The organism is Leifsonia virtsii, assembly GCF_030433675.1.
In the GTDB taxonomy this organism is placed as follows: domain Bacteria; phylum Actinomycetota; class Actinomycetes; order Actinomycetales; family Microbacteriaceae; genus Leifsonia; species Leifsonia virtsii.
This window is the reverse complement of sequence record NZ_JAROCB010000003.1, coordinates 307,205-325,508: the sequence shown is the minus strand read 5'-3', so window position 1 is coordinate 325,508 and position 18,304 is coordinate 307,205. Positions and strand designations below refer to the sequence as shown.

Here is an 18,304-nt window from a genome sequence, read left to right as displayed (position 1 = left end):
GATCGACGTCGTCGAGATCATCGAGAGCGACCCCGAGTCGCGCGTGCTCGAGGAGCACGTCGCGGAGCAGGAGTGGACGCGCGAGTTCGTGATCGAGGACGAGACCGCTGAGCCCATCACGGCGAACGCCGACGACCAGGCCACGGCCGCGACCGCGCACCAGGACGCCCAGGCATCGGCCGAGGTCGGCGAGGCGGCGGCCGCGGCGGAGCACGTCGAGGTCTCCGACGCGCAGGGGCGGCAGGCGCCCGCCGCGCCGGAGCCGCGCATCCAGTCGCTGCCGATGGTCAAGGCGCTGAACGCCGGCCTCCGGCGCGCGCTCGCCGAGGACGACCGCGTGCTCATCATGGGTGAGGATGTCGGCCCGCTCGGTGGCGTCTTCCGTGTCACCGAGGGCCTGCAGAAGGAGTTCGGCCCGCAGCGTGTGCTCGACACCCCGCTGGCCGAGGCCGGCATCATCGGCTCGGCGATCGGCCTGGCCATGCGCGGGTACCGGCCGGTGGTCGAGATCCAGTTCAACGGCTTCGTCTTCCCGGGCTTCGACCAGATCACGACGCAGCTCGCCAAGATGACCAACCGGCACAGCGGCCGCGTGCGCTTCCCTGTCGTCATCCGCATCCCGCACGGCGGGCACATCGGCGCGGTCGAGCACCACCAGGAGGCGCCGGAGGCGTACTTCGCGCACACCGCCGGCCTCCGCGTGGTCGCGCCGTCGACGCCGCACGACGCCTATTGGATGATCCAGGAGGCCATCAAGTCCGATGACCCCGTCGTCTTCTTCGAGCCGATGAGCCGCTACTGGCCGAAGGGCGAGGTCGACTTGGTCGAGAACCCGACGCCGCTGCACGCGAGCCGGGTGGTCCGCACGGGCACCGACGCCACCGTCGTAGCGTGGGCCGGGATGGTCAGCGTCGCCCTCCGCGCCGCCGAGCTCGCGGCGGAGGAGGGGCGCAGCATCGAGGTCGTCGACCTCCGTTCGCTCTCCCCCGTCGACTACGGTCCCGTCGTCGCCTCTGTGCAGAAGACCGGCCGGCTGATCATCGCGCAGGAGGCACCCGGCAACGTGTCGGTCGGCTCCGAGATCGCCGCGACGGTCACCGAGAAGGCGTTCTACTCGCTGGAGGCTCCGGTGCTGCGCGTCGCCGGCTTCGACGTCCCGTTCCCGCCGGCGAAGCTGGAGGAGCTCTACCTCCCCGACGCCGACCGCATCCTCGAGGCCGTCGACCGGGCGCTGGCGTACTGACGTACCCACGCCCCGCCCTGCATTGACCCCGGCCCGCATTGACCCCGGCCCCCACTGACAGAGAGAAGTCGCAGATGAGCGAGTCCAAGTTCCTCCTGCCCGACGTGGGCGAGGGTCTGACCGAGGCCGAGATCGTCGCATGGAAGGTCGCCCCCGGCGAGCAGGTCGCCGTCAACCAGGTGATCGTCGAGATCGAGACCGCCAAGTCGCTGGTCGAGCTGCCGTCGCCTTTCGAGGGCACCGTCGGCGAGCTCCTCGTCTCCGAGGGTCAGACGGTCGAGGTCGGCACGCCGATCTTCACGGTGACCGCGGGCGGCGAGTCCCAGGCCGCGCCTGCCCCTGAGCCGGAGCCCGCCGAGCAGGTCGCCGCCGACGCCGCCGCGACCGTCTCGCACGAGGAGGAGCCGAAGGCGGGCGCCGTGCTGGTCGGATACGGCTCCGCCGGACACGGATCGAGCCGTCGGCGCCGCGTGACGCACCCCGGCACCGCCTCCATCCCGGTGTCCTTCTCCGGCAGCGTCGCGCAGACGTCCACCACCGCTCCGGCCGCCCCCGCGACCGCTCCGGCCGCCGCCCCTGCCGCAACGGCATCCTCCGCTCCCGCGGCGCCGACGTCCCGTCCCGCCGGCCCGGTGGTCGCCAAGCCGCCGATCCGCAAGCTGGCGAAGGACCTCGGCGTCGACATCACCACCGTGACCCCGACCGGCCCCATCGGCGACGTCACCCGTGACGACGTGCTGCGCGAGGCGACGCAGGTGACCGTCTTCCGCAACCTTCAGACCCCGGAGTGGCCGAACGACCGCGAGGACCGCATCCCGGTCAAGGGCGTGCGCAAGGCCATCGCGAGCGCGATGACCACCAGCGCGTTCAGCGCCCCCCACGTCAGCCTGTTCGTCGACGTGGATGCGACGCGCACCATGGAGTTCGTCAAGCGGCTCAAGAACTCGGCCGACTTCGCGGGCGTCAAGGTCTCGCCGCTGCTGATCATGGCGAAGGCGATCATCTGGGCCGTCCGCCGCAACCCCACCGTCAACTCGACGTGGACGGACGAGGAGATCATCGTCCACCACTTCGTGAACCTCGGTATCGCCGCGGCGACCCCGCGCGGGCTCATCGTGCCCAACGTCAAGGAGGCGCAGGCGATGACCCTGCTCGAGCTGGCGAAGGCTCTGGAGGAGCTGACCCTCACGGCCCGCGACGGCAAGACCCAGCCGGCCGCCATGAGCGGCGGCACCATCACGATCACCAACATCGGCGTCTTCGGTATGGACACGGGCACGCCCATCCTGAACCCCGGCGAGGTCGGCATCGTGGCGCTCGGCACGATCAAGCAGAAGCCGTGGGTGGTCGACGGCGAGGTGCGCCCGCGCTACGTCACGACCCTCGGTGCGTCGTTCGACCATCGGGTGGTGGACGGCGACGTCGCGTCGCGGTTCCTGGCGGATGTCGCGTCGATCATCGAGGAGCCTGCGCTGCTGCTCGATTGAATTTGACAATCATTTTCAATAAGACGTAGCCTGAGCCGGTGCCCGCGACCGCGGGCGCATCCCTTCGTGTCGTTCGCGACTTAGACAGGCTCACCCATGAAGACGCGCTCCCTCGTCTCCGTGCTGGCCATCGCCGCCGCCTCGGCTGTGGCGCTCGCCGGCTGCTCCTCCCCCTCCGCCGGATCCTCCGGGTCCGGCGACGGCACCGTCCGTGTCGTCGCAAGCACCAACGTGTACGGCGACATCGCCGAGAAGATCGGCGGCGACGCCGTCAGCGTCACCTCCCTCATGTCCGACCCGGCGCAGGACCCGCACTCGTTCGAGGCCAGCGCGCAGAACCAGCTGGCCGTGTCAAAGGCCCAGGTCGTCGTCGAGAACGGCGGCGGCTACGACGACTTCATGCAGACCCTGCTGAAGGGCGCCAAGAACAGCGACGCGACCGTGCTGAACGTCGTCGACCTGTCCGGTCTGAAGGCGACCGACGGGGAGCTCAACGAGCACGTCTGGTACGACTTCCCGACCGTCCAGAAGTTCGTCGACGCGCTCACCTCCGCGCTCGCGAAGGCCGAGCCTGCGCACAAGGCCGACTTCGAGAAGAACGCCGATGCGTTCGGAAAGCAGCTCGCCGGCCTCGAGGCCTCCGCGGCGAAGGTGAAGTCCGAGTACGCAGGCCAGGGCGTCGCGATCACCGAGCCCGTCCCGCTGTACCTGCTCGACTCGATGGGCCTCGTCAACAAGACGCCGGAGCGGTTCAGCGAGGCGATCGAGCAGGAGAACGACGTATCGCCGGTCGTGCTCAAGGAGACGCTCGCGATCTTCAGCGGGCACGAGGTGAAGCTGCTCGCCTACAACGAGCAGACCACCGGCGCCGAGACCGAGCGCGTGCTCTCGGCGGCGAAGCAGGCCGACATCCCCGTGGTCCCCGTCACAGAGACGCTCCCCGCCGGCAAGCACTACATCGACTGGATGCAGGGCAACATCGACGCGATCGGGAAGGCGTTGTCGAAGTGACCGAACCGCTCGAGCTCGTCACCCCGCCGGAGCGGCGCGAGGTCGTCCTCCGGCTCCGGGAGGCGTCCCTCGGCTTCGGCGACCGCACGCTGTGGAGCGGGCTCGACCTGGATGTGCACGCCGGCGAGTTCGTCGCCGTGCTCGGCCCGAACGGCTCCGGCAAGACCAGCCTGCTGCGCACGATCCTCGGCCAGCAGCGACTGGATGCGGGCGAGATCGCCTTCGAGGGCCACCCTGTGCGTCGGGGCGACCGGCGCATCGGTTACATCCCGCAGCAGAAGCTCATCCCGGCGGGCACCCCGATGCGCGCCCGCGACCTCGTCGCGCTCGGCGTCGACGGGCACCGCTGGGGGCTCCCGATCCCACGCCGCTCCGACCGGGCCCAGGTGGACCGGCTGATCGACGACGTGGGCGCCCGGCGCTACGCGAACACCCCGGTCGGCTCGCTGTCCGGTGGCGAGCAGCAGCGGTTGCGGGTGGCGCAGGCGCTGGCCGGTGACCCGGCCCTGCTGCTGTGCGACGAGCCGCTGCTGTCGCTCGACCTGCAGCACCAGCGCGGCGTCAGCGAACTGATCGACCGCCGTCGGCGCGAGCACGACAGCGCCGTGGTGTTCGTCACGCACGACGTGAACCCGGTGCTCGGGATGGTCGACCGAGTCCTCTACCTGGCCGGCGGCCGGTTCCGGGCGGGGACTCCGGACGAGGTGCTGCGCAGCGACGTCCTCACCGACCTGTACGGCACGCCCGTCGATGTGATCCGCAGCCGCGGCCGCATCGTGGTCGTCGGCATCCCGGACGCCGAGACCCACGACCACCACGAGCACACCCGCGAGGCGCACCCGGAGCCGGCGGCATGATGCACGCGGACCTCTGGCAGCAGCTGTTCGACTTCACCGACTACGGCGAGCTGCTCGCGCTGGTGAAGAACTCGATCTTCGCGGGAGCGGTGCTCGGCATCGTCGGCGGCCTCATCGGCGTGTTCGTGATGCAGCGCGACATGGCGTTCGCCGTGCACGGCATCAGCGAGCTGTCATTCGCCGGCGCTGCCATCGCCCTCCTGCTCGGGGTGAACGTCGTGGCCGGCTCGCTCGTCGGCTCGCTGATCGCCGCGGTGCTGATCGGCTTGCTCGGGGCCAAAGCCCGGGACAGGAACTCGATCATCGCGGTGCTGATGCCGTTCGGGCTGGGTCTCGGGATCCTGGCGCTGGCGCTCTATCCCGGCCGCAGCGCGAACAAGTTCGGCCTGCTGACCGGCCAGATCGTCTCGGTCGACGACCCGCAGCTCGGCTCGCTCCTCGTCATCGGCGCGATCGTGCTCGTCGCTCTGCTGCTGATGTGGCGTCCGCTGACCTTCGACAGCCTGGATGCCGACGTCGCCGCCTCGCGCGGCATCCCGACCCGGTTCGTCGCCCTCGCCTTCATGGTGCTGCTCGGCCTGGCGGTGGCGGTGTCGGTGCAGATCGTCGGCGCCCTGCTGGTGCTGTCCCTGCTGGTGACGCCGGCCGCGGCCGCGATGCGCATCTCCTCGTCGCCGCTGGGGGTGCCGCTCATCAGCGTCGGCTTCGCCCTGCTGTCGGTCGTCGGCGGCATCCTGCTCGCGCTCGGGAGCGCGCTGCCGATCAGCCCGTATGTGACCACGATCTCGTTCCTCATCTACGTGGTGTGCCGGATCGTCGGCGGGCGCCGCGCCAAGCGGCGTACCGCGTCCGCGTCTTCTCGGCCACTCGTGAGCCAGGCGGGCTAGCCTGGAACAGTGAAGCGGAACACCTGGCAGCGAGAGGCCGTCCGCGAGGCGTTGACCTCGACGGAGGGTTTCATCAGCGCGCAGGGACTCCACCTGAGCCTGCACGAGGCGGGCTCCCCCATCGGCCTCGCGACGGTCTATCGCGCCCTGGCCGATCTGGCCGCCGAGGGTGACGCCGACTCCCTGCAGTCGCCGGAGGGCGAGAGCCTGTACCGCGCTTGCACGACGGGACATCACCACCACCTGATCTGCCGCAACTGCGGGCTGACGGTCGAGATCGAGGCGGATGCGGTGGAGCAGTGGGCCCGGCAGGCGGCGGCAGCCCACGGTTTCACCCAGGCGCAGCACGTCGTCGACGTTTTCGGGCTCTGCGCCTCGTGCACGGCCAAGAGCGGCACGCAATAATACTTGTAATTGTTTGTCGGTAGAGTAGCCGAGTGCGCATAGGAGTCTATGTCGACGGGTTCAATCTCTACTACGGGGCCCGGAAACACTGTGGCAGAAGCACGCCGGGATGGCGCTGGCTCGATCTGCGGTCGCTGGTCGAGCCGCTCGCAGGATGGGGCGGCTCCCGAATCGATCGCGTGGTCTACTGCACCGCTCGTGTCGATGCGGCAGACAACCCGAGCGGACATGTCGATCAGGCTGCCTATCTGGACGCGCTTCTCGCACACGGTTCTGTCGATGTGATTGCAGAGGGTCGATACGTGTCGTGGGCGAAAGACGAGCCTCTTGTAAACGAGTCAAGCGGAGCTTTCCGCCCTACGGTCTATCGACACTCGGACGAGACCTGGGACGAAAGGCTGCCCTTGCGTCTCGCGCTCGGCAAGCGAGATGAGTCGAGTCGCGTCATGGCAACTGTGCAGAAGCGTGAGGAAAAAGGCTCGGATGTCAACGTCGCGTCGCACCTCTTGTTCGATGTCCTCACCGCGCGTGTCGACGCCGCGATCGTCGTGACCAACGACTCGGACTTGGAGCTACCGCTTCGTATGGCACGCCGCCGGGTTCCCGTCGGGACAGTCAACCCCTCGACGAACCCGACCGCTGGCGCGCTCAAGGGTCGAAGCGAAGACGGTGTAGGCGGGCACTGGTGGCGCCGGCTCACAGCCGCGGACTACACATCCAGTCAGCTGCCCGAACTTGTAGGTAAATTCCGACGACCCGTCGGGTGGTAAAGAAAAGACCCGCCCTCACGTGGAGGAGCGGGTTGGCACTAACGACTATATCGGACCACGATAACTACAGCAATGCGATCCGTCGTGTCCGCGGCAACACGATTAGCCGTATACGCCTCCATGCCGTAGCATGGTTGTTTGGCTGAGTGGGCTCCTCCCGCTCAGATCGTGTACGAAACACCCGAACACTAAATCCTCGGGGAAGTCGTGCGCCGACAAGTGACCTTGGGTGGTGCCGTCCGGCACCACGGTATTGGAGAAGAAAGCAATGGCAGCAGTGTGCCAGGTGACGGGAGCCACCCCAGGCTTCGGTCACAACATCTCGCACTCGCACCGACGCACCAAGCGCCGGTTCGACCCGAACATCCAGAAGAAGACGTACTACGTTCCGTCGCTTCGCCGTAACGTCACCCTGACCCTGAGCGCCAAGGGCATCAAGGTCATCGACGCCCGTGGCATCGAGGCAGTGGTCAAGGACCTCCTGGCCCGTGGGGAGAAGATCTAACAATGGCGAAGCAGCAGGACGTCCGTCCGATCATCAAGCTCCGTTCGACGGCAGGCACCGGTTACACCTACGTGACCAAGAAGAACCGCCGCAACGACCCCGACCGTCTCGTGCTCAAGAAGTACGACCCCATCGTGCGCAAGCACGTCGACTTCCGAGAGGAGCGCTAATCATGGCCAAGAAGTCCAAGATCGCCAAGAACGAGCAGCGCAAGGTCGTCGTGGCTCGCTACGCCGCCAAGCGCGCGGAGCTCAAGAAGGCCCTCGTCGACCCGAACGGCACCGACGAGTCCCGTGAGGCCGCCCGCGTCGGCCTGCAGAAGCTCCCCCGCGACGCTTCGCCGATCCGCGTGCGCAACCGCGACGCGGTCGACGGCCGCCCGCGCGGTAACCTCAGCAAGTTCGGCATCTCGCGTGTCCGCTTCCGCGACATGGCGCACCGAGGCGAGCTGCCCGGCATCACCAAGTCGAGCTGGTAAGCCAGCGCGACGACGCTTGAGAGGGCGTCCGGCTCCGGCCGGGCGCCCTTTTGCGATTCTCAGCGTCGGAAAAGGCGGGAAAAGGCCGGAAATCCGCGTGTTTCCGGGGGTTTCTGATACATTCAATGCGGTCGACCGACCAAACGTAATGGCCCAGCGTGGCCTCAACCGTTCCACAAGATAGCTGTAGAACCAGCACAAGGTCCGAGGAGGACACTCAATGGCTGACAACCTGAACAAGACCGAGCTCGTTGCCGCCGTCGCCGCGGCGTCGGGTCAGAGCCAGGCCACCGTCTCGAGCGTCGTCGACGCGTTCTTCGCCACGATCAGCGAGACCGTCGCCAAGGGCGGCAAGGTCACCATCCCGGGCTGGCTCGCCGCTGAGCGCAGCGAGACCGCTGCCCGCACCGGCCGCAACCCGCAGACCGGCGAGGAGATCTCGATCCCGGCCGGCCACCGCGTCAAGCTGACCGCGGGCTCGAAGCTCAAGGCTGCCGTCAAGTAACCTTTCCAGCTTGCCCGAGGGCGGTACCGCACAGCGGTGCCGCCCTCGTCGCGTTATCCACAGCTTCGGTTCTCCGGGCGGCCGCCCAGCGGCGGGGACGTAGGCTTGGACGGTGCCACGAATCCTCCGCGTGATCGGCCCCGCCACGCTGCTGCTCGCAGCCGCGGTGGCGATGATCGCCGCCCTCGCGTTCGGCGGCGGCGCAGCGGCGCCGCTGCTCGCCGACCCGGGCGCCCTGGTGCGCTGGGGCCTTCCGGCGGCGACCCTCGTGGTCAACCTCAGCCTCGCCGGTACGGTCGGCGCGCTCGTGCTCGCCTGCTTCGCCTTCAGCCCCGACCGCAGCGAGTACGGCACGGCGCTCGACTTCGCCGCCGGCAGCGCAGCGGTGATGACCGTCGCATCGGCGGCGACGGGGCTCTTCACCTTCGTCAGCGTCTCCAACGTCCCGTGGTCGTTCGACGCGACGTTCAGCAACGGCCTCAGCTCGTTCATCACGAGCGTGTCGCTCGGTCAGGCGTGGCTCGGCATCACGCTGATCGCCGCGGCCGTCACGGTGCTGTGCTTCGCGGTGCGCAACCAGACGGCGATCGTCTTCGTCACGCTGCTCGCCATGGCCACCGTCGTGCCGATGGCGCAGCAGGGACACAGCGCGGAGGCCGCAGGTCACGACGCGGCGGTCACCTCGTTCGGACTGCACGTGCTGTTCGCCGCGATCTGGCTCGGCGGACTCGTCACGCTGATCGTGGTCAAGCGCACGTTCGGCAAGGGACGGCTCGTCACCGTGCTCGAGCGCTACTCGACGGTGGCGCTGATCTGCTTCATCGTCGTGGCGGCCTCCGGGTACGTGAACGCCGAACTCCGGGTCGGCACGCTGCAGCAGCTGGCGACGCCGTACGGCATCCTGGTGCTGGTCAAGGTGGCCGTGCTGGTGGTGCTCGGGCTGTTCGGCCTCACCCAGCGGCGCTACCTCATCGCCCGGCTCAAGACCTCCGGCGAGCCGCGCAGCTTCTGGTGGCTGGTCGTGGCGGAGCTCGCCTTCATGGGCATCGCGTCCGGTGTGGCCTCCGCCCTGGCCCGTACCGTGACGCCCGTCGCTCAGACCCGCGCGGCCACGCCGACCCCCGCCGAGATCCTGACCGGCGAGAAGCTGCCGCCCGAGCTCACCTGGGGCCGGCTGTTCACCTCGTGGAACTTCGACCTGCTGTGGGTGCTGGGGTGCGCCTTCGCGCTCTTCTTCTACTTCGCCGGGGTGTGGCGCCTGCGCCGCCGCGGAGACAGCTGGCCGATCTACCGCACGGTGCTGTGGACGCTGGGCATCGTCCTGCTCTTCTACATCACCAACGGCGGGGTCAACGTCTACGAGAAGTACCTCTTCTCCGCTCACATGTCCGCGCACATGGTGCTCACCATGGCGGTACCGCTGCTGCTCGTCCCGGGCGCTCCCGTGACGCTCGCGGCGCGCGCGATCCGCAAACGGCGCGACGGCTCTCGCGGCGGCCGGGAGTGGATGCTGCTCGCCGTGCACTCCCGCTTCGCCGGCGTGATCTCGAACCCCATCGTCGCGGCCATCCTCTTCGCCGGGTCGCTGTGGGTCTTCTACTACACGCCGATCTTCCGCTGGGCGACGACAGACCACATCGGCCACGAGTGGATGGTGGTGCACTTCCTCATCACCGGGTACCTCTTCGTGCAGTCGCTGATCGGCATCGATCCGGTCAAGTACCGGCTCCCGTACCCGTTCCGGCTGCTCCTGCTGCTCCTGACAATGGCCTTCCACGCCTTCTTCGGCCTGTCGATCATGCAGATGCACGGCCTCATGCTCGCGGACTGGTTCGGCGCCATGGGTCGCACCTGGGGCGACAGTCCGCTGGTCGACCAGCAGGCCGCAGGCGGCATCGCGTGGAGCATCGGCGAGATCCCGACGGTCATCCTCGCGATCGTGGTCGCCATCCAGTGGAGCCGCAGCGACGAACGCGAGACGAAGCGGCGCGACAGAAACGCGGACCGCACCGGCGACGCGGAGCTCCAGGCGTACAACGAGCGGCTGGCCCGCATGGCGGAGCGCGACGGAGCGAGCCGCTAGGGGCGTTGAGCCGCTACGGTCCCTGAGCCGCTACGGCCCTTGGGCGACGACGATCGAGAGCGAGCCGTCCGCGCGGATCACGACGCTGCTCAGGCTCATCGAGAACGGCTCGTCCTCGCTGCGGGTGCTGACCGAGCCGTCGAAGAGCGACTGCACGGTCGCCGTGAGGTGCGCGACCCCGACGGTCCGCGAGGCCGTCCAGCCCGTGTCGCCGGCGGTCAGGTGCACGGCCGGGTAGGTCACCATCGACCACGTCGGGTCACCCTGCACCCGGTCGTCGATGACGGCCCCGAACGGGCAGCCGGCCGGCTGCAGCACCCGCTGCTTGGCGCACTCGTCGAGGAAGCCGTTCACCTCCTTCTGCACCGCCTTCGTGAAGGCGGCCGTCGGCTGGGCGTCCACGGTCGTCTCTGTGACCTCGCCCGGCGACGGCTCCGTGAGGACGTGGCGTGCGGTCACGTAGCGGGAGTCGTGCGCGAGGTCGAGCGGGGCGAGCGGGAGCACGAGGTAGTCGGCCGAGACGCTGAACGCTCCGGCCGGCTGGTCCGGCGACGCCGCGCGCGGGCTGACGGTGTGCGCGCCGACGGTGAAGTTCGTCGCGTGCGCCACGGTGATGCGGGAGACGCCGAGCGGGGTCGAAGCGAACGACCACAGCGGGAGCACCCCCAGCACGGAGCCAGTCTGCCGCACGTGCAGGGTCGCCGTCACCGGCGTGCCGTCGGCGGTCGCATGCACCACGACCGCGTGCACGCCGTCGCGGCCGGGCGTGTCGGAGACGACCGACACATCCTGGATCGTGGGCAGGAGGTCGGAGCGCAGCAGCTCGCGGGAGGCGCCCGTGGGCAGCTTGGCGGCGGCGAGGGCGGTCTTCGTCGGCGCGGCGCCGGGCATCGCCAGGGCGGAGGACACGTCGTGCGCGGCGACGGACCGGGCGAACGCCTCCACGAACCCGCTCGGGCTGTAGTACGCACGCTGGACGGCCGCGAAGGTGACGCCGAACGCGATCAGCAGCAGCAGGCCGAGGCCGGACCAGAGCAGCACGACGCGGCGGAGCGCGCGCGTGTCCCCCACAGCCATGAGGCAATCCTAGGTTGCTGTGGATGAGCGCAGGCCCCATGGCGGCGGGGGTTAGAGTAGTCCGGCAGGTCGGGTGAGTCGGAAGGGGCGGTCATGGGCCGGCTTTCGCTCTCGCCTGAGCAGCAGGCGGTGTTCGACCTCGTCGAGCACACGCGCGAGCACGTCTTCGTCACCGGGCGCGCGGGCACCGGCAAGTCGACGCTGCTCAACCACCTGTCCTGGAACACCGAGAAGTCCCTCGTCATCGCGGCTCCGACCGGCGTGGCTGCGCTGAACGTCGGCGGCCAGACCATCCACTCGCTGTTCCGGCTGCCGATCGGCGTCATCGCCGACCATGCCATCGATCAGAGCGCCGAGCTGCGCAAGCTGCTCAACAGCATCGACACGCTCGTGATCGACGAGGTGTCGATGGTCAACGCTGACCTGATGGACGCCATCGATCGCAGTCTGCGCCAGGCGAGGCAGCGGGCGGGCGAGCCGTTCGGCGGCGTGCAGGTCGTGCTGTTCGGCGACCCGTACCAACTGGCGCCGGTGCCGGGCGACAGCGAGGAGCGCGCCTACTTCGCCGACACCTACCGGTCGATGTGGTTCTTCGACGCGAAGGTCTGGCAGGAGGTCGACCTGCGCATCGTCGAGCTGCTCCAGGTGCACCGGCAGCACGAGTCCGACTTCCGCTTCATGCTCAACGCCGTCCGGCACGGCCAGGTGACGAAGGAAATCGCGGACCGCCTGAACGAGGTCGGCGCCCGCCCCGCCCCCGACGACGGCACGATCACGCTCGCCACGCGCAACGACACCGTGAACCGCATCAACGCCCAGGCGCTCGGCCGCCTCCCCGGGCGCGCCCTCACCGCGAAGGCGGAGGTGAGCGGAGACTTCGGCGGCCGTAACTACCCGGCGGACGAGTCGCTGGAGCTGAAGGTCGGCGCTCAGGTGATGTTCCTGCGCAACGACGTCGGCCAGGGCGACGGTCCGCGCTGGGTCAACGGCACCATCGGAACCGTGACGAAGATCGACTCCAACGTCTACGTGGACGTCGACGGCGAGGTGCACGAGGTGGAGCCGGCGATCTGGGAGAAGTTCCGCTACACCTGGTCGCCGGAGACCAAGAAGCTGACGAAGGACGTCGTGGCCGAGTTCACGCAGTTCCCGCTGCGCCTCGCCTGGGCGGTCACCATCCACAAGTCGCAGGGCAAGACCTACGACGCGGCCATCGTCGACCTGGGTTCGCGGGCGTTCACGTCGGGGCAGACGTATGTGGCGCTGAGCCGCATCACGACGCTCGAGGGGCTCTACCTGACGCGGCCGCTGCGGCCGAGCGACATCACGGTCGACCCCCACGTCGAGCGCTTCATGCGCGACGCCCGGCCGGTGACCATGCCGGTGGCGGGGGCGGCGGCGCGGTGAGCCGACGGTGAGAGCGGAACGGGAGAGGGGACGGACGTGGCGGTGACCTTCGTGCTGGACTTCAGCGACGGGCAGCGGATCGAGACGAGCGGCAACGGCGTCATCGGCCGCAGCCCGGGCGTGCACACGCCGGGCACGGAGATGGAGGACCCGGCGCACGTCGAGCTCGTCACCGTGCAGGACGACGCGAAGTCGGTGTCCCGGGCTCACCTGGCCTTCGGTCAGTACGACGGCGTCTTCTGGGTGATGGACCTCGGCTCGGCGAACGGCACGACGATCAGCTACCCGGGCGACGGCACCTTCGCCTGCGACCCGAACACCCGCCACGAGGTCGACCCCGGCTCGGTGGTGCGCTTCGGCAGCGTGTCGTTCGCGCTCACCCGGCGCTGAGTTGCACGTCGTGGTGGTTTCGCGCGCCGAATAGCCGCCACAAGGTACAACTCGCCACGGCTCAGTGGTGGTGGTGCACCGTCACGGCGGCGATTCCGGCGTCCGTGAGCCCGAGCGCCGGGATGGTGACGGCGCAGACCGCGCAGGCGCTGATGGCCAGGGAGAGGAAGAAGCGGAGTCCGCTCTGGTCGCGCACAGCGCGTCCTCGGCGGAGCACCACGGCGGCCGTGGCGGCGACTGCGACGTCCAGCAGCGAGGCGACGCCCATCGGCACGAGGGGAAGGGCGATCGCCGTGCCTCCCGACGCCGTCGCTCCGGCGACCGCGAGCGCGGCCCAGAGTCCGACGGGGAGAAGCGCGAGCGCCGGCACGGCGCGGAACACGAAGGGCTTGTCGCGGGCGAGCGTTCCCGCCGCCCAGCCGAGCTCGGCGAGCGACATCGTGAGGAACGCGGCGAGCAGCGCGGGGGGTGCGCTGGGGGCGAGGGCCGCATGCAGCAGCCCCGCCCCCAGCGCGGCCACGGCGAGGAACGCGCGGGCCGCCGGGCCCACCGCCACGGCCGTGTCGGCCGAGGCGGCGGGGGCGGCCCGCAGCGTTCCCGTCATCCTGCTCATGGGAGCCGTGGCCTGCTTAGCGGGCGGTCGCGGCCGTGGTGGCGCGCGTGCCGCGGTCGGCGCCGAGTCCCGTGCCCAGCAGGACGATGGCGCTCACCAGGTGCAGGAAGTGGTCGGGCGTGTTCAGCGCGAGGATGTTCGCGCCAGTGCCGACCAGGAAGAAGCCGACGATACCCAGCAGCAGGTAGACGGCGCCGACCGTGGTGTTGACTGCCTTGGCCGCGGCGACCCGGGTCAGACCGGCAATCAGCAGGGCGGCGCCGATCAGGAGGTGGGCGATGTTGTGCAGCGGGTTCACCTCGAAGATGCCGAGCAGCAGTCCGCCCTTGGTGGCGACGAAGCCGACACCGCCGGTGACGGCGAAGCCGAGGAGACCGACGAGCAGGTAGACCGCACCGAAGATGGTGGCCACCAGACGATTCGGTGAGTTGCGCATGACACGTTCCTTCCGTAGGGACGGCGCACGGATGCGCGCCTCACATTCCATTCGCAGCATCGACCGAATCGGATTGCGGACACAGCCCCTTGCGCCGGAGCCGGAATTCTGCCGCACGTATAATCGCTGGACACACAGGGCCGACCCCCGGGGGGATGTAACGATGCGACGTCAGAGCAAGTTCGGGCGGCTCGCGCTCGCCGCAGCCGCCGGGCTGGCGACGCTCGCGCTGGCCGGATGCACGGGCGCCGCGGGCAGCACCGACCTGCCGTCGCAGCAGCCGGGCGGTCTGGGGGCGGACGTCGAGAAGCGCATGACCGCCGCCGTCACCGACGCCATGACCCTGGCGGACGCCTCCGCCGGTGTGGCGGGCGTGTGGGCGCCCTGGGCGGGCAGCTGGACGACGGCCGTCGGGACGACGACCCGTGGCGGTTCGACGCCGGTGACCGAGGACATGACCTTCCGGATCGGCCAGAACACCACCCCGATGACGTGCACTGTCCTCCTCCGGCTGGTCGACGAGGGCCGGGTCGGACTCGACGACCCGCTCACCAAGTGGGTGCCCGGGCTCGTCGGGGTGGAGGGCGTCACCCTGCGGGAGCTGTGCCAGGACACCTCCGGCATCGCCGACTACACGGCGGCGCTGTCGGGCAAGTTCGTGATGAACCCGACCCGGCAGTGGCCTCCCCTGGAGCTGGCGAGCGACGGCATCGCGATGCAGCGCTACGGGAAGCCGGGCGAGAAGTACGGCCGCTCGGCCACGAACGCCGTGCTCGTCGGGATGGCGCTGCAGAACGCCACCGACCGAAGCTGGCCCGAGCTGTACAAGCAGTACGTCTTCGACGAGCTGGGGATGAAAGCGACGAGCCTGCCGGGCAGCTCGCAGTTCTCCGTGCCGGGGAAGCACCCGGCGGGTTACGCGGCCGGAGTCGACGGCGCCGGTGCGGTCGTCTGCGAGCCGATGAGGGACGTGAGCCGCCTCTCCCCGTCGCAGGGGTGGACCTCGGGCGGAGCCGTCTCGAACCTGGCCGACCTGAAGTCGTTCGGGCAGGCGCTCGCCGCGGGCAGCCTCCTGAGCGACAAGAGCGACAAGGCCCAGGTGGACGCGGTGGTCAACGGCCAGTCGTGGCAGCGCTACGGCCTCGGCGTGCAGCTCCTCGGTCCGCTGCGCGGGAGCAGCGGGGCCGTTCCCGGGTACCTGTCCGCGGTGTTCTCCGACCCGTCCTCGGGCCTGACCGTCGTGGTGGCGCTCAACAACTCCACCCCCGGTGCCGGGTTCGCTCAGGCGCTGGCTCAGCGCTTGGCGTCCATCGCCTCCAAGCTGCCCGCGAAGCAGAAGGGCGCGAAGGTGGTTCCCTCGCTGCCATGGTCGGAGCAGCAGACCGTGGACGCGATGACCAAGGCTGCGCCGTGCCCCGCTAAGAAGGCCGGCTGAGCGAAGGCCGGCTGAGCCGCCCTACGCGCCGGCGAGGGCGGCGAGCTCTGCCCGCACAGGGAACGCGTCGTCGTCGAGCACCAGCTGCAGGGCCGCGCCCGTCCCGCGGTTGACGATCACCGGCGCGAGCAGGTTGACCGTGCTGCCGGACTGGGAGGGCGTGACCACGACGAGCAGGAGGGCCTCTGAGGCCTCCTGGATGCCGAGCTCCGCCGCACGGTCGTCGGGCAGCTCCGGCGAGTAGCCGGGCAGGTGGCGCTCCGCGTCGATCGTGAACAGGCGGATCTCGGGACGCTCGGTCGAGGCGAGCGTGTAGAGCCCGTCCGCGCCGGCGACCGGCTCCAGCTCGAAGGCGTCGAGCGGCTCGAGGCCGGGCGGGGGTGCGAGGAAGCTGATCGCGGTCATCGGAGGAAGTCCATCAGGGTCGGCTGGAGCACGCGCGCGGTCACGGCGATGGCGGTCTGGTAGTTCACGTCCTGGGTCTTGAGGTCGAGGATCACCTTGCTCAGGTCGACGTCTTCCAGGGAGGAGCGCTGACCCTCCAGGGCGTTCGCGCCGACGGCGAGGGCGTCCTTCGCCTTGTCGATGCGGGTCTGGCGGCCGCCGATCTCCGCGTGCTCTCCCACGATGGCCTTCATCCTGTCGTCGATCTCCGCCAGCCGGGGCCGGACGTTCACGCCCGTGCGGAGGTCGTTCACGGTGTTGTCGATCAGCGAGAACACCGACGAAGCGCCCGTTCCGAAGACCGCGGCGCCGTCGGCATCCACCCGCACCGTGGTGTCGGGGCCGATCCTGCGCTCCACTGTACTTCCAGCCGCCCCGGTGAAGGAGTAGTCGGGCTGGAAGGCGACTCCTGCGTCCGAGTTGCCGGCGAAGACGGTCCGCCCGAGGTAGGTGGTGTTGGCGAGCGCGAGCAGGCTCTTCTTGATGCCGTCGAGCTCCGTCGCGATCGACTCCTTCGCCTCCGGCGACATCGCGCCGTCGTTCGCGCCCTGGACGGTCAGGTCACGGGCGCGACGCATGAGGGTCTCGACGGACGAGAGCGCGGAGTCGGCCGTGTTCAGCCAGGCATCGCCGTTGTCGACATTGCGCTGGTACTGCGCGGTCGCCGCCTGGTCGGAGCGCACGCCGAGCGCGCTGGCCGTGGCGGTGGGGTCGTCCGACGGCTTGTTGAGCAGGCGACGGCTGGTCGCCTGGTCGTACAGCGCCGCCTGGCGCTGGAGGCTCAACTGCAGGTTGCGCTGGGCGTTCGCGGTCTGGGTCGCGTTGGTCACTCGGCTGATCACGGTCATCTCCCGACGAGTCCGGTGTGGTTGATGAGCACGTCGAGGGCTTCGTCCACGGCGGTCATCACGCGCGCGGCTCCCTGGTAGGCATGCTGGAACGAGAGCATGTTCATGTTCTCCTCGTCGAGGTCGACGGATGCGCCGGACAACTGGGCGTTGGTCGCGGCACTGGTGGCGAGGTCGGCGAGATCGGACTGCTGCTTCTCGGTCTTGCTCGCGACGCCGACGCGCACGACGAAGGCCGACCACTGCTTGTCGACGGCGTTGGCCCCGGTGCCGAGCTGGCCGATCGCGTCGGCGATGCTGCCGTCGGAGCCTCCCGCACCGGGTGCTCCCGTGGCCACCTGAGAGACGCCGGTCGGTACGACGGAGAGTCCGAGGGCCGCGGGCTTGCTGGCGTCGATCGCAAAGAAGTCGAGCCCGGTCGCGCCGGTCGGCGTCACGCCGGTCTGGTGCACGGCGTTCACCCGCTGAGCGAGCGCGACGGCGAACGCGTTGTAGCTCGCGGCGGCCTCGGCGAGCACACCGCCCGTGCCGGAGGCGTCGGCGGGAGCAAGGGTCGAGACCGCGCCGGCGATCGAACCGCCCTCGAGCGCGATCGCCGCGCCCGGACGGTACGCCCACTCCAGCCGCGCCGGGTCGGCCCCGGCGTCCACCATGCGGGTCGCACCGGCGGCCTTGACCGCGTTGGCGGTCGTGCCGGCGACGAGCGCGTTACCGCCGACCAGAACGTCCACCGTGCCGTCCTCGTTGGGCCGCACCACTCCCCCGGCCAGCTTGGCGATGGACGTGGTGAGCAGGTCCCGGCGGTCCATCAGCTCGTTGGGCGACTGTCCCGACATGAGGGCCGAGCGGATGCGCCCGTTCAGGTCGGCGACCTCGGTCGCGGCCGTGTTGAGGTCGGCGACCATGCCGTCCATCGAGGTCCGCACCGCGCTCCACTGGTCGTCGACCGCGCGGTACCCGGTCTGCAGCTGCGTCACGAGGCTGCCCGCCTGGCCGAGCAGTACGCCGACCGGCGCCTGCTCCCCCGCCTGGTTGGCGACATCGCCCCAGGCGGACCAGAACTTCTGCAGCTGCGTCGACAGGCCGTTGGTGCCCGGCTCGTTCAGCGACGCCTCCAGGGTGGAGAGCGCGTCCGCCCGGGTGTTCGTGTACCCGGAGAGTGCCGTCGTGCTCCGGACCCTCGCGTCGATGGCCGCGTCGTCGAGGCGCTGGATGCCGTCGACGCTGACGCCCTGACCTGGGCGGACGCCGCCCGAGAACAGGCCGGCGGAGTTGAGGGCCGGGACGCCCGAGGTGCTGACCCGCTGGCGCGTGTAGCCCGGCGTGTTCGCGTTCACCAGGTTCTGCCCGACGACGTCGAGCCCCGCCTTGGCGGCGACGAGGCCGGAGTACGCGGTGTTCAGACCGCTGAAGGTGCTCATCC

21 protein-coding genes are annotated in these 18,304 nt (G+C 69.7%); 15 read left to right on the top strand and 6 right to left on the bottom strand.

Features of this window, described 5'->3' with window-relative positions; all coding sequences use genetic code 11:
* Positions 1-283 precede the first annotated feature (283 nt).
* The 12 genes from P5G59_RS12470 to P5G59_RS12415 all read left to right on the top strand — a co-directional run bounded on the left by P5G59_RS12470 (position 284) and on the right by P5G59_RS12415 (position 10,231).
* Positions 284-1,243: an alpha-ketoacid dehydrogenase subunit beta gene (locus P5G59_RS12470; RefSeq protein WP_301219619.1), complete on the top strand. Its 960-nt coding sequence runs from the start codon at positions 284-286 to the stop codon at positions 1,241-1,243.
* 74 nt (positions 1,244-1,317) lie between these two features.
* A complete protein-coding gene (locus tag P5G59_RS12465) occupies positions 1,318-2,730 on the top strand; it encodes a dihydrolipoamide acetyltransferase family protein (RefSeq protein WP_301219317.1) in 1,413 nt (470 codons plus the stop codon).
* A gap of 96 nt (positions 2,731-2,826) precedes the next feature.
* Positions 2,827-3,741 (top strand): metal ABC transporter solute-binding protein, Zn/Mn family, encoded by a 915-nt coding sequence (locus tag P5G59_RS12460; protein WP_301219316.1) that lies wholly within the window; start codon positions 2,827-2,829, stop codon positions 3,739-3,741.
* Positions 3,738-4,598 carry a metal ABC transporter ATP-binding protein gene (locus P5G59_RS12455; protein ID WP_301219315.1) on the top strand — a complete coding sequence of 287 codons (861 nt, stop codon included), beginning with the start codon at positions 3,738-3,740 and terminating at the stop codon, positions 4,596-4,598. Before P5G59_RS12460 ends, P5G59_RS12455 begins: the two co-directional genes overlap by 4 nt.
* Positions 4,595-5,485 (top strand): metal ABC transporter permease, encoded by an 891-nt coding sequence (locus P5G59_RS12450; RefSeq protein ID WP_301219314.1) that lies wholly within the window; start codon positions 4,595-4,597, stop codon positions 5,483-5,485. The genes P5G59_RS12455 and P5G59_RS12450 overlap by 4 nt, the downstream gene beginning before the upstream one ends.
* A 9-nt stretch (positions 5,486-5,494) precedes the next feature.
* Positions 5,495-5,890, top strand: coding sequence for a Fur family transcriptional regulator (locus P5G59_RS12445; RefSeq protein WP_175337112.1), 396 nt, complete (start codon positions 5,495-5,497; stop codon positions 5,888-5,890).
* Positions 5,891-5,922: 32 nt separating this feature from the next.
* On the top strand, positions 5,923-6,660 hold the full coding sequence (locus P5G59_RS12440) for an NYN domain-containing protein (RefSeq protein ID WP_301219313.1): 738 nt from the start codon (positions 5,923-5,925) through the stop codon (positions 6,658-6,660).
* A 268-nt stretch (positions 6,661-6,928) separates the two neighbouring features.
* Positions 6,929-7,165, top strand: coding sequence for a 50S ribosomal protein L28 (rpmB, locus tag P5G59_RS12435; protein WP_115695840.1), 237 nt, complete (start codon positions 6,929-6,931; stop codon positions 7,163-7,165).
* A gap of 2 nt (positions 7,166-7,167) precedes the next feature.
* Entirely contained in the window at positions 7,168-7,335 is a 168-nt protein-coding gene (gene rpmG / locus P5G59_RS12430; RefSeq protein WP_175337110.1) for a 50S ribosomal protein L33, read from the top strand.
* 2 nt (positions 7,336-7,337) lie between these two features.
* A complete protein-coding gene (gene rpsN / locus P5G59_RS12425) occupies positions 7,338-7,643 on the top strand; it encodes a 30S ribosomal protein S14 (protein ID WP_064110429.1) in 306 nt (101 codons plus the stop codon).
* A gap of 220 nt (positions 7,644-7,863) precedes the next feature.
* Positions 7,864-8,148 (top strand): HU family DNA-binding protein, encoded by a 285-nt coding sequence (locus P5G59_RS12420; RefSeq protein WP_115695842.1) that lies wholly within the window; start codon positions 7,864-7,866, stop codon positions 8,146-8,148.
* Between the two features lie 172 nt (positions 8,149-8,320).
* The gene (locus tag P5G59_RS12415; protein WP_301219618.1) at positions 8,321-10,231 is read left to right on the top strand and encodes a bifunctional copper resistance protein CopD/cytochrome c oxidase assembly protein; all 1,911 of its coding nucleotides are present in this window, start codon (positions 8,321-8,323) and stop codon (positions 10,229-10,231) included.
* 30 nt (positions 10,232-10,261) lie between these two features.
* Here the strand turns inward: P5G59_RS12415 and P5G59_RS12410 are convergent, their stop codons facing one another.
* Entirely contained in the window at positions 10,262-11,308 is a 1,047-nt protein-coding gene (locus P5G59_RS12410; RefSeq protein WP_301219312.1) for a hypothetical protein, read from the bottom strand.
* Positions 11,309-11,401: 93 nt separating this feature from the next.
* On the opposite strand from P5G59_RS12410, the gene P5G59_RS12405 reads away from it, so the two are divergent.
* Complete coding sequence (locus P5G59_RS12405) at positions 11,402-12,715, top strand: ATP-dependent DNA helicase (protein WP_301219311.1); 1,314 nt, start codon at positions 11,402-11,404, stop codon at positions 12,713-12,715.
* Between the two features lie 36 nt (positions 12,716-12,751).
* Positions 12,752-13,105 carry an FHA domain-containing protein gene (locus P5G59_RS12400; protein WP_301219310.1) on the top strand — a complete coding sequence of 118 codons (354 nt, stop codon included), beginning with the start codon at positions 12,752-12,754 and terminating at the stop codon, positions 13,103-13,105.
* 61 nt (positions 13,106-13,166) lie between these two features.
* On the opposite strand, the gene P5G59_RS12395 is transcribed toward P5G59_RS12400, so the two are convergent.
* Both P5G59_RS12395 and P5G59_RS12390 read right to left on the bottom strand, forming a co-directional pair.
* Positions 13,167-13,718 (bottom strand): hypothetical protein, encoded by a 552-nt coding sequence (locus tag P5G59_RS12395; protein ID WP_301219309.1) that lies wholly within the window; start codon positions 13,716-13,718, stop codon positions 13,167-13,169.
* A gap of 16 nt (positions 13,719-13,734) precedes the next feature.
* Complete coding sequence (locus P5G59_RS12390; protein ID WP_301219308.1) at positions 13,735-14,154, bottom strand: DUF4383 domain-containing protein; 420 nt, start codon at positions 14,152-14,154, stop codon at positions 13,735-13,737.
* Between the two features lie 163 nt (positions 14,155-14,317).
* Between P5G59_RS12390 and P5G59_RS12385 the strand changes: the two genes are divergently transcribed.
* Positions 14,318-15,589, top strand: coding sequence for a serine hydrolase domain-containing protein (locus P5G59_RS12385; protein ID WP_301219306.1), 1,272 nt, complete (start codon positions 14,318-14,320; stop codon positions 15,587-15,589).
* Positions 15,590-15,610: 21 nt separating this feature from the next.
* Here P5G59_RS12385 and P5G59_RS12380 read toward each other — a convergent pair whose 3' ends face one another.
* From P5G59_RS12380 to flgK, 3 genes are read right to left on the bottom strand one after another with little or no spacing between them, the layout of a single operon-like run.
* A complete protein-coding gene (locus P5G59_RS12380; protein ID WP_301219304.1) occupies positions 15,611-15,994 on the bottom strand; it encodes a flagellar assembly protein FliW in 384 nt (127 codons plus the stop codon).
* On the bottom strand, positions 15,991-16,881 hold the full coding sequence (gene flgL / locus P5G59_RS12375; protein ID WP_363324685.1) for a flagellar hook-associated protein FlgL: 891 nt from the start codon (positions 16,879-16,881) through the stop codon (positions 15,991-15,993). Before flgL ends, P5G59_RS12380 begins: the two co-directional genes overlap by 4 nt.
* Positions 16,878-18,302, bottom strand: coding sequence for a flagellar hook-associated protein FlgK (gene flgK / locus P5G59_RS12370; RefSeq protein ID WP_301219302.1), 1,425 nt, complete (start codon positions 18,300-18,302; stop codon positions 16,878-16,880). The genes flgL and flgK overlap by 4 nt, the downstream gene beginning before the upstream one ends.
* Positions 18,303-18,304: the final 2 nt, after the last annotated feature.

Bases quoted from the DNA above. Each gene is read 5' to 3' on its own strand.
- P5G59_RS12470 (WP_301219619.1), top strand. From the start codon at position 284: ATGGTCAAGGCGCTGAACGCCGGCCTCCGGCGCGCGCTCGCCGAGGAC.
- P5G59_RS12465 (WP_301219317.1), top strand. From the start codon at position 1,318: ATGAGCGAGTCCAAGTTCCTCCTGCCCGACGTGGGCGAGGGTCTGACC.
- P5G59_RS12460 (WP_301219316.1), top strand. From the start codon at position 2,827: ATGAAGACGCGCTCCCTCGTCTCCGTGCTGGCCATCGCCGCCGCCTCG.
- P5G59_RS12450 (WP_301219314.1), top strand. From the start codon at position 4,595: ATGATGCACGCGGACCTCTGGCAGCAGCTGTTCGACTTCACCGACTAC.
- rpmB (WP_115695840.1), top strand. From the start codon at position 6,929: ATGGCAGCAGTGTGCCAGGTGACGGGAGCCACCCCAGGCTTCGGTCAC.
- rpmG (WP_175337110.1), top strand. From the start codon at position 7,168: ATGGCGAAGCAGCAGGACGTCCGTCCGATCATCAAGCTCCGTTCGACG.
- rpsN (WP_064110429.1), top strand. From the start codon at position 7,338: ATGGCCAAGAAGTCCAAGATCGCCAAGAACGAGCAGCGCAAGGTCGTC.
- P5G59_RS12420 (WP_115695842.1), top strand. From the start codon at position 7,864: ATGGCTGACAACCTGAACAAGACCGAGCTCGTTGCCGCCGTCGCCGCG.
- P5G59_RS12415 (WP_301219618.1), top strand. From the start codon at position 8,321: ATGATCGCCGCCCTCGCGTTCGGCGGCGGCGCAGCGGCGCCGCTGCTC.
- P5G59_RS12410 (WP_301219312.1), bottom strand. From the start codon at position 11,308: ATGGCTGTGGGGGACACGCGCGCGCTCCGCCGCGTCGTGCTGCTCTGG.
- P5G59_RS12405 (WP_301219311.1), top strand. From the start codon at position 11,402: ATGGGCCGGCTTTCGCTCTCGCCTGAGCAGCAGGCGGTGTTCGACCTC.
- P5G59_RS12395 (WP_301219309.1), bottom strand. From the start codon at position 13,718: ATGAGCAGGATGACGGGAACGCTGCGGGCCGCCCCCGCCGCCTCGGCC.
- P5G59_RS12390 (WP_301219308.1), bottom strand. From the start codon at position 14,154: ATGCGCAACTCACCGAATCGTCTGGTGGCCACCATCTTCGGTGCGGTC.
- P5G59_RS12385 (WP_301219306.1), top strand. From the start codon at position 14,318: ATGCGACGTCAGAGCAAGTTCGGGCGGCTCGCGCTCGCCGCAGCCGCC.
- P5G59_RS12380 (WP_301219304.1), bottom strand. From the start codon at position 15,994: ATGACCGCGATCAGCTTCCTCGCACCCCCGCCCGGCCTCGAGCCGCTC.
- flgL (WP_363324685.1), bottom strand. From the start codon at position 16,881: ATGACCGTGATCAGCCGAGTGACCAACGCGACCCAGACCGCGAACGCC.
- flgK (WP_301219302.1), bottom strand. From the start codon at position 18,302: ATGAGCACCTTCAGCGGTCTGAACACCGCGTACTCCGGCCTCGTCGCC.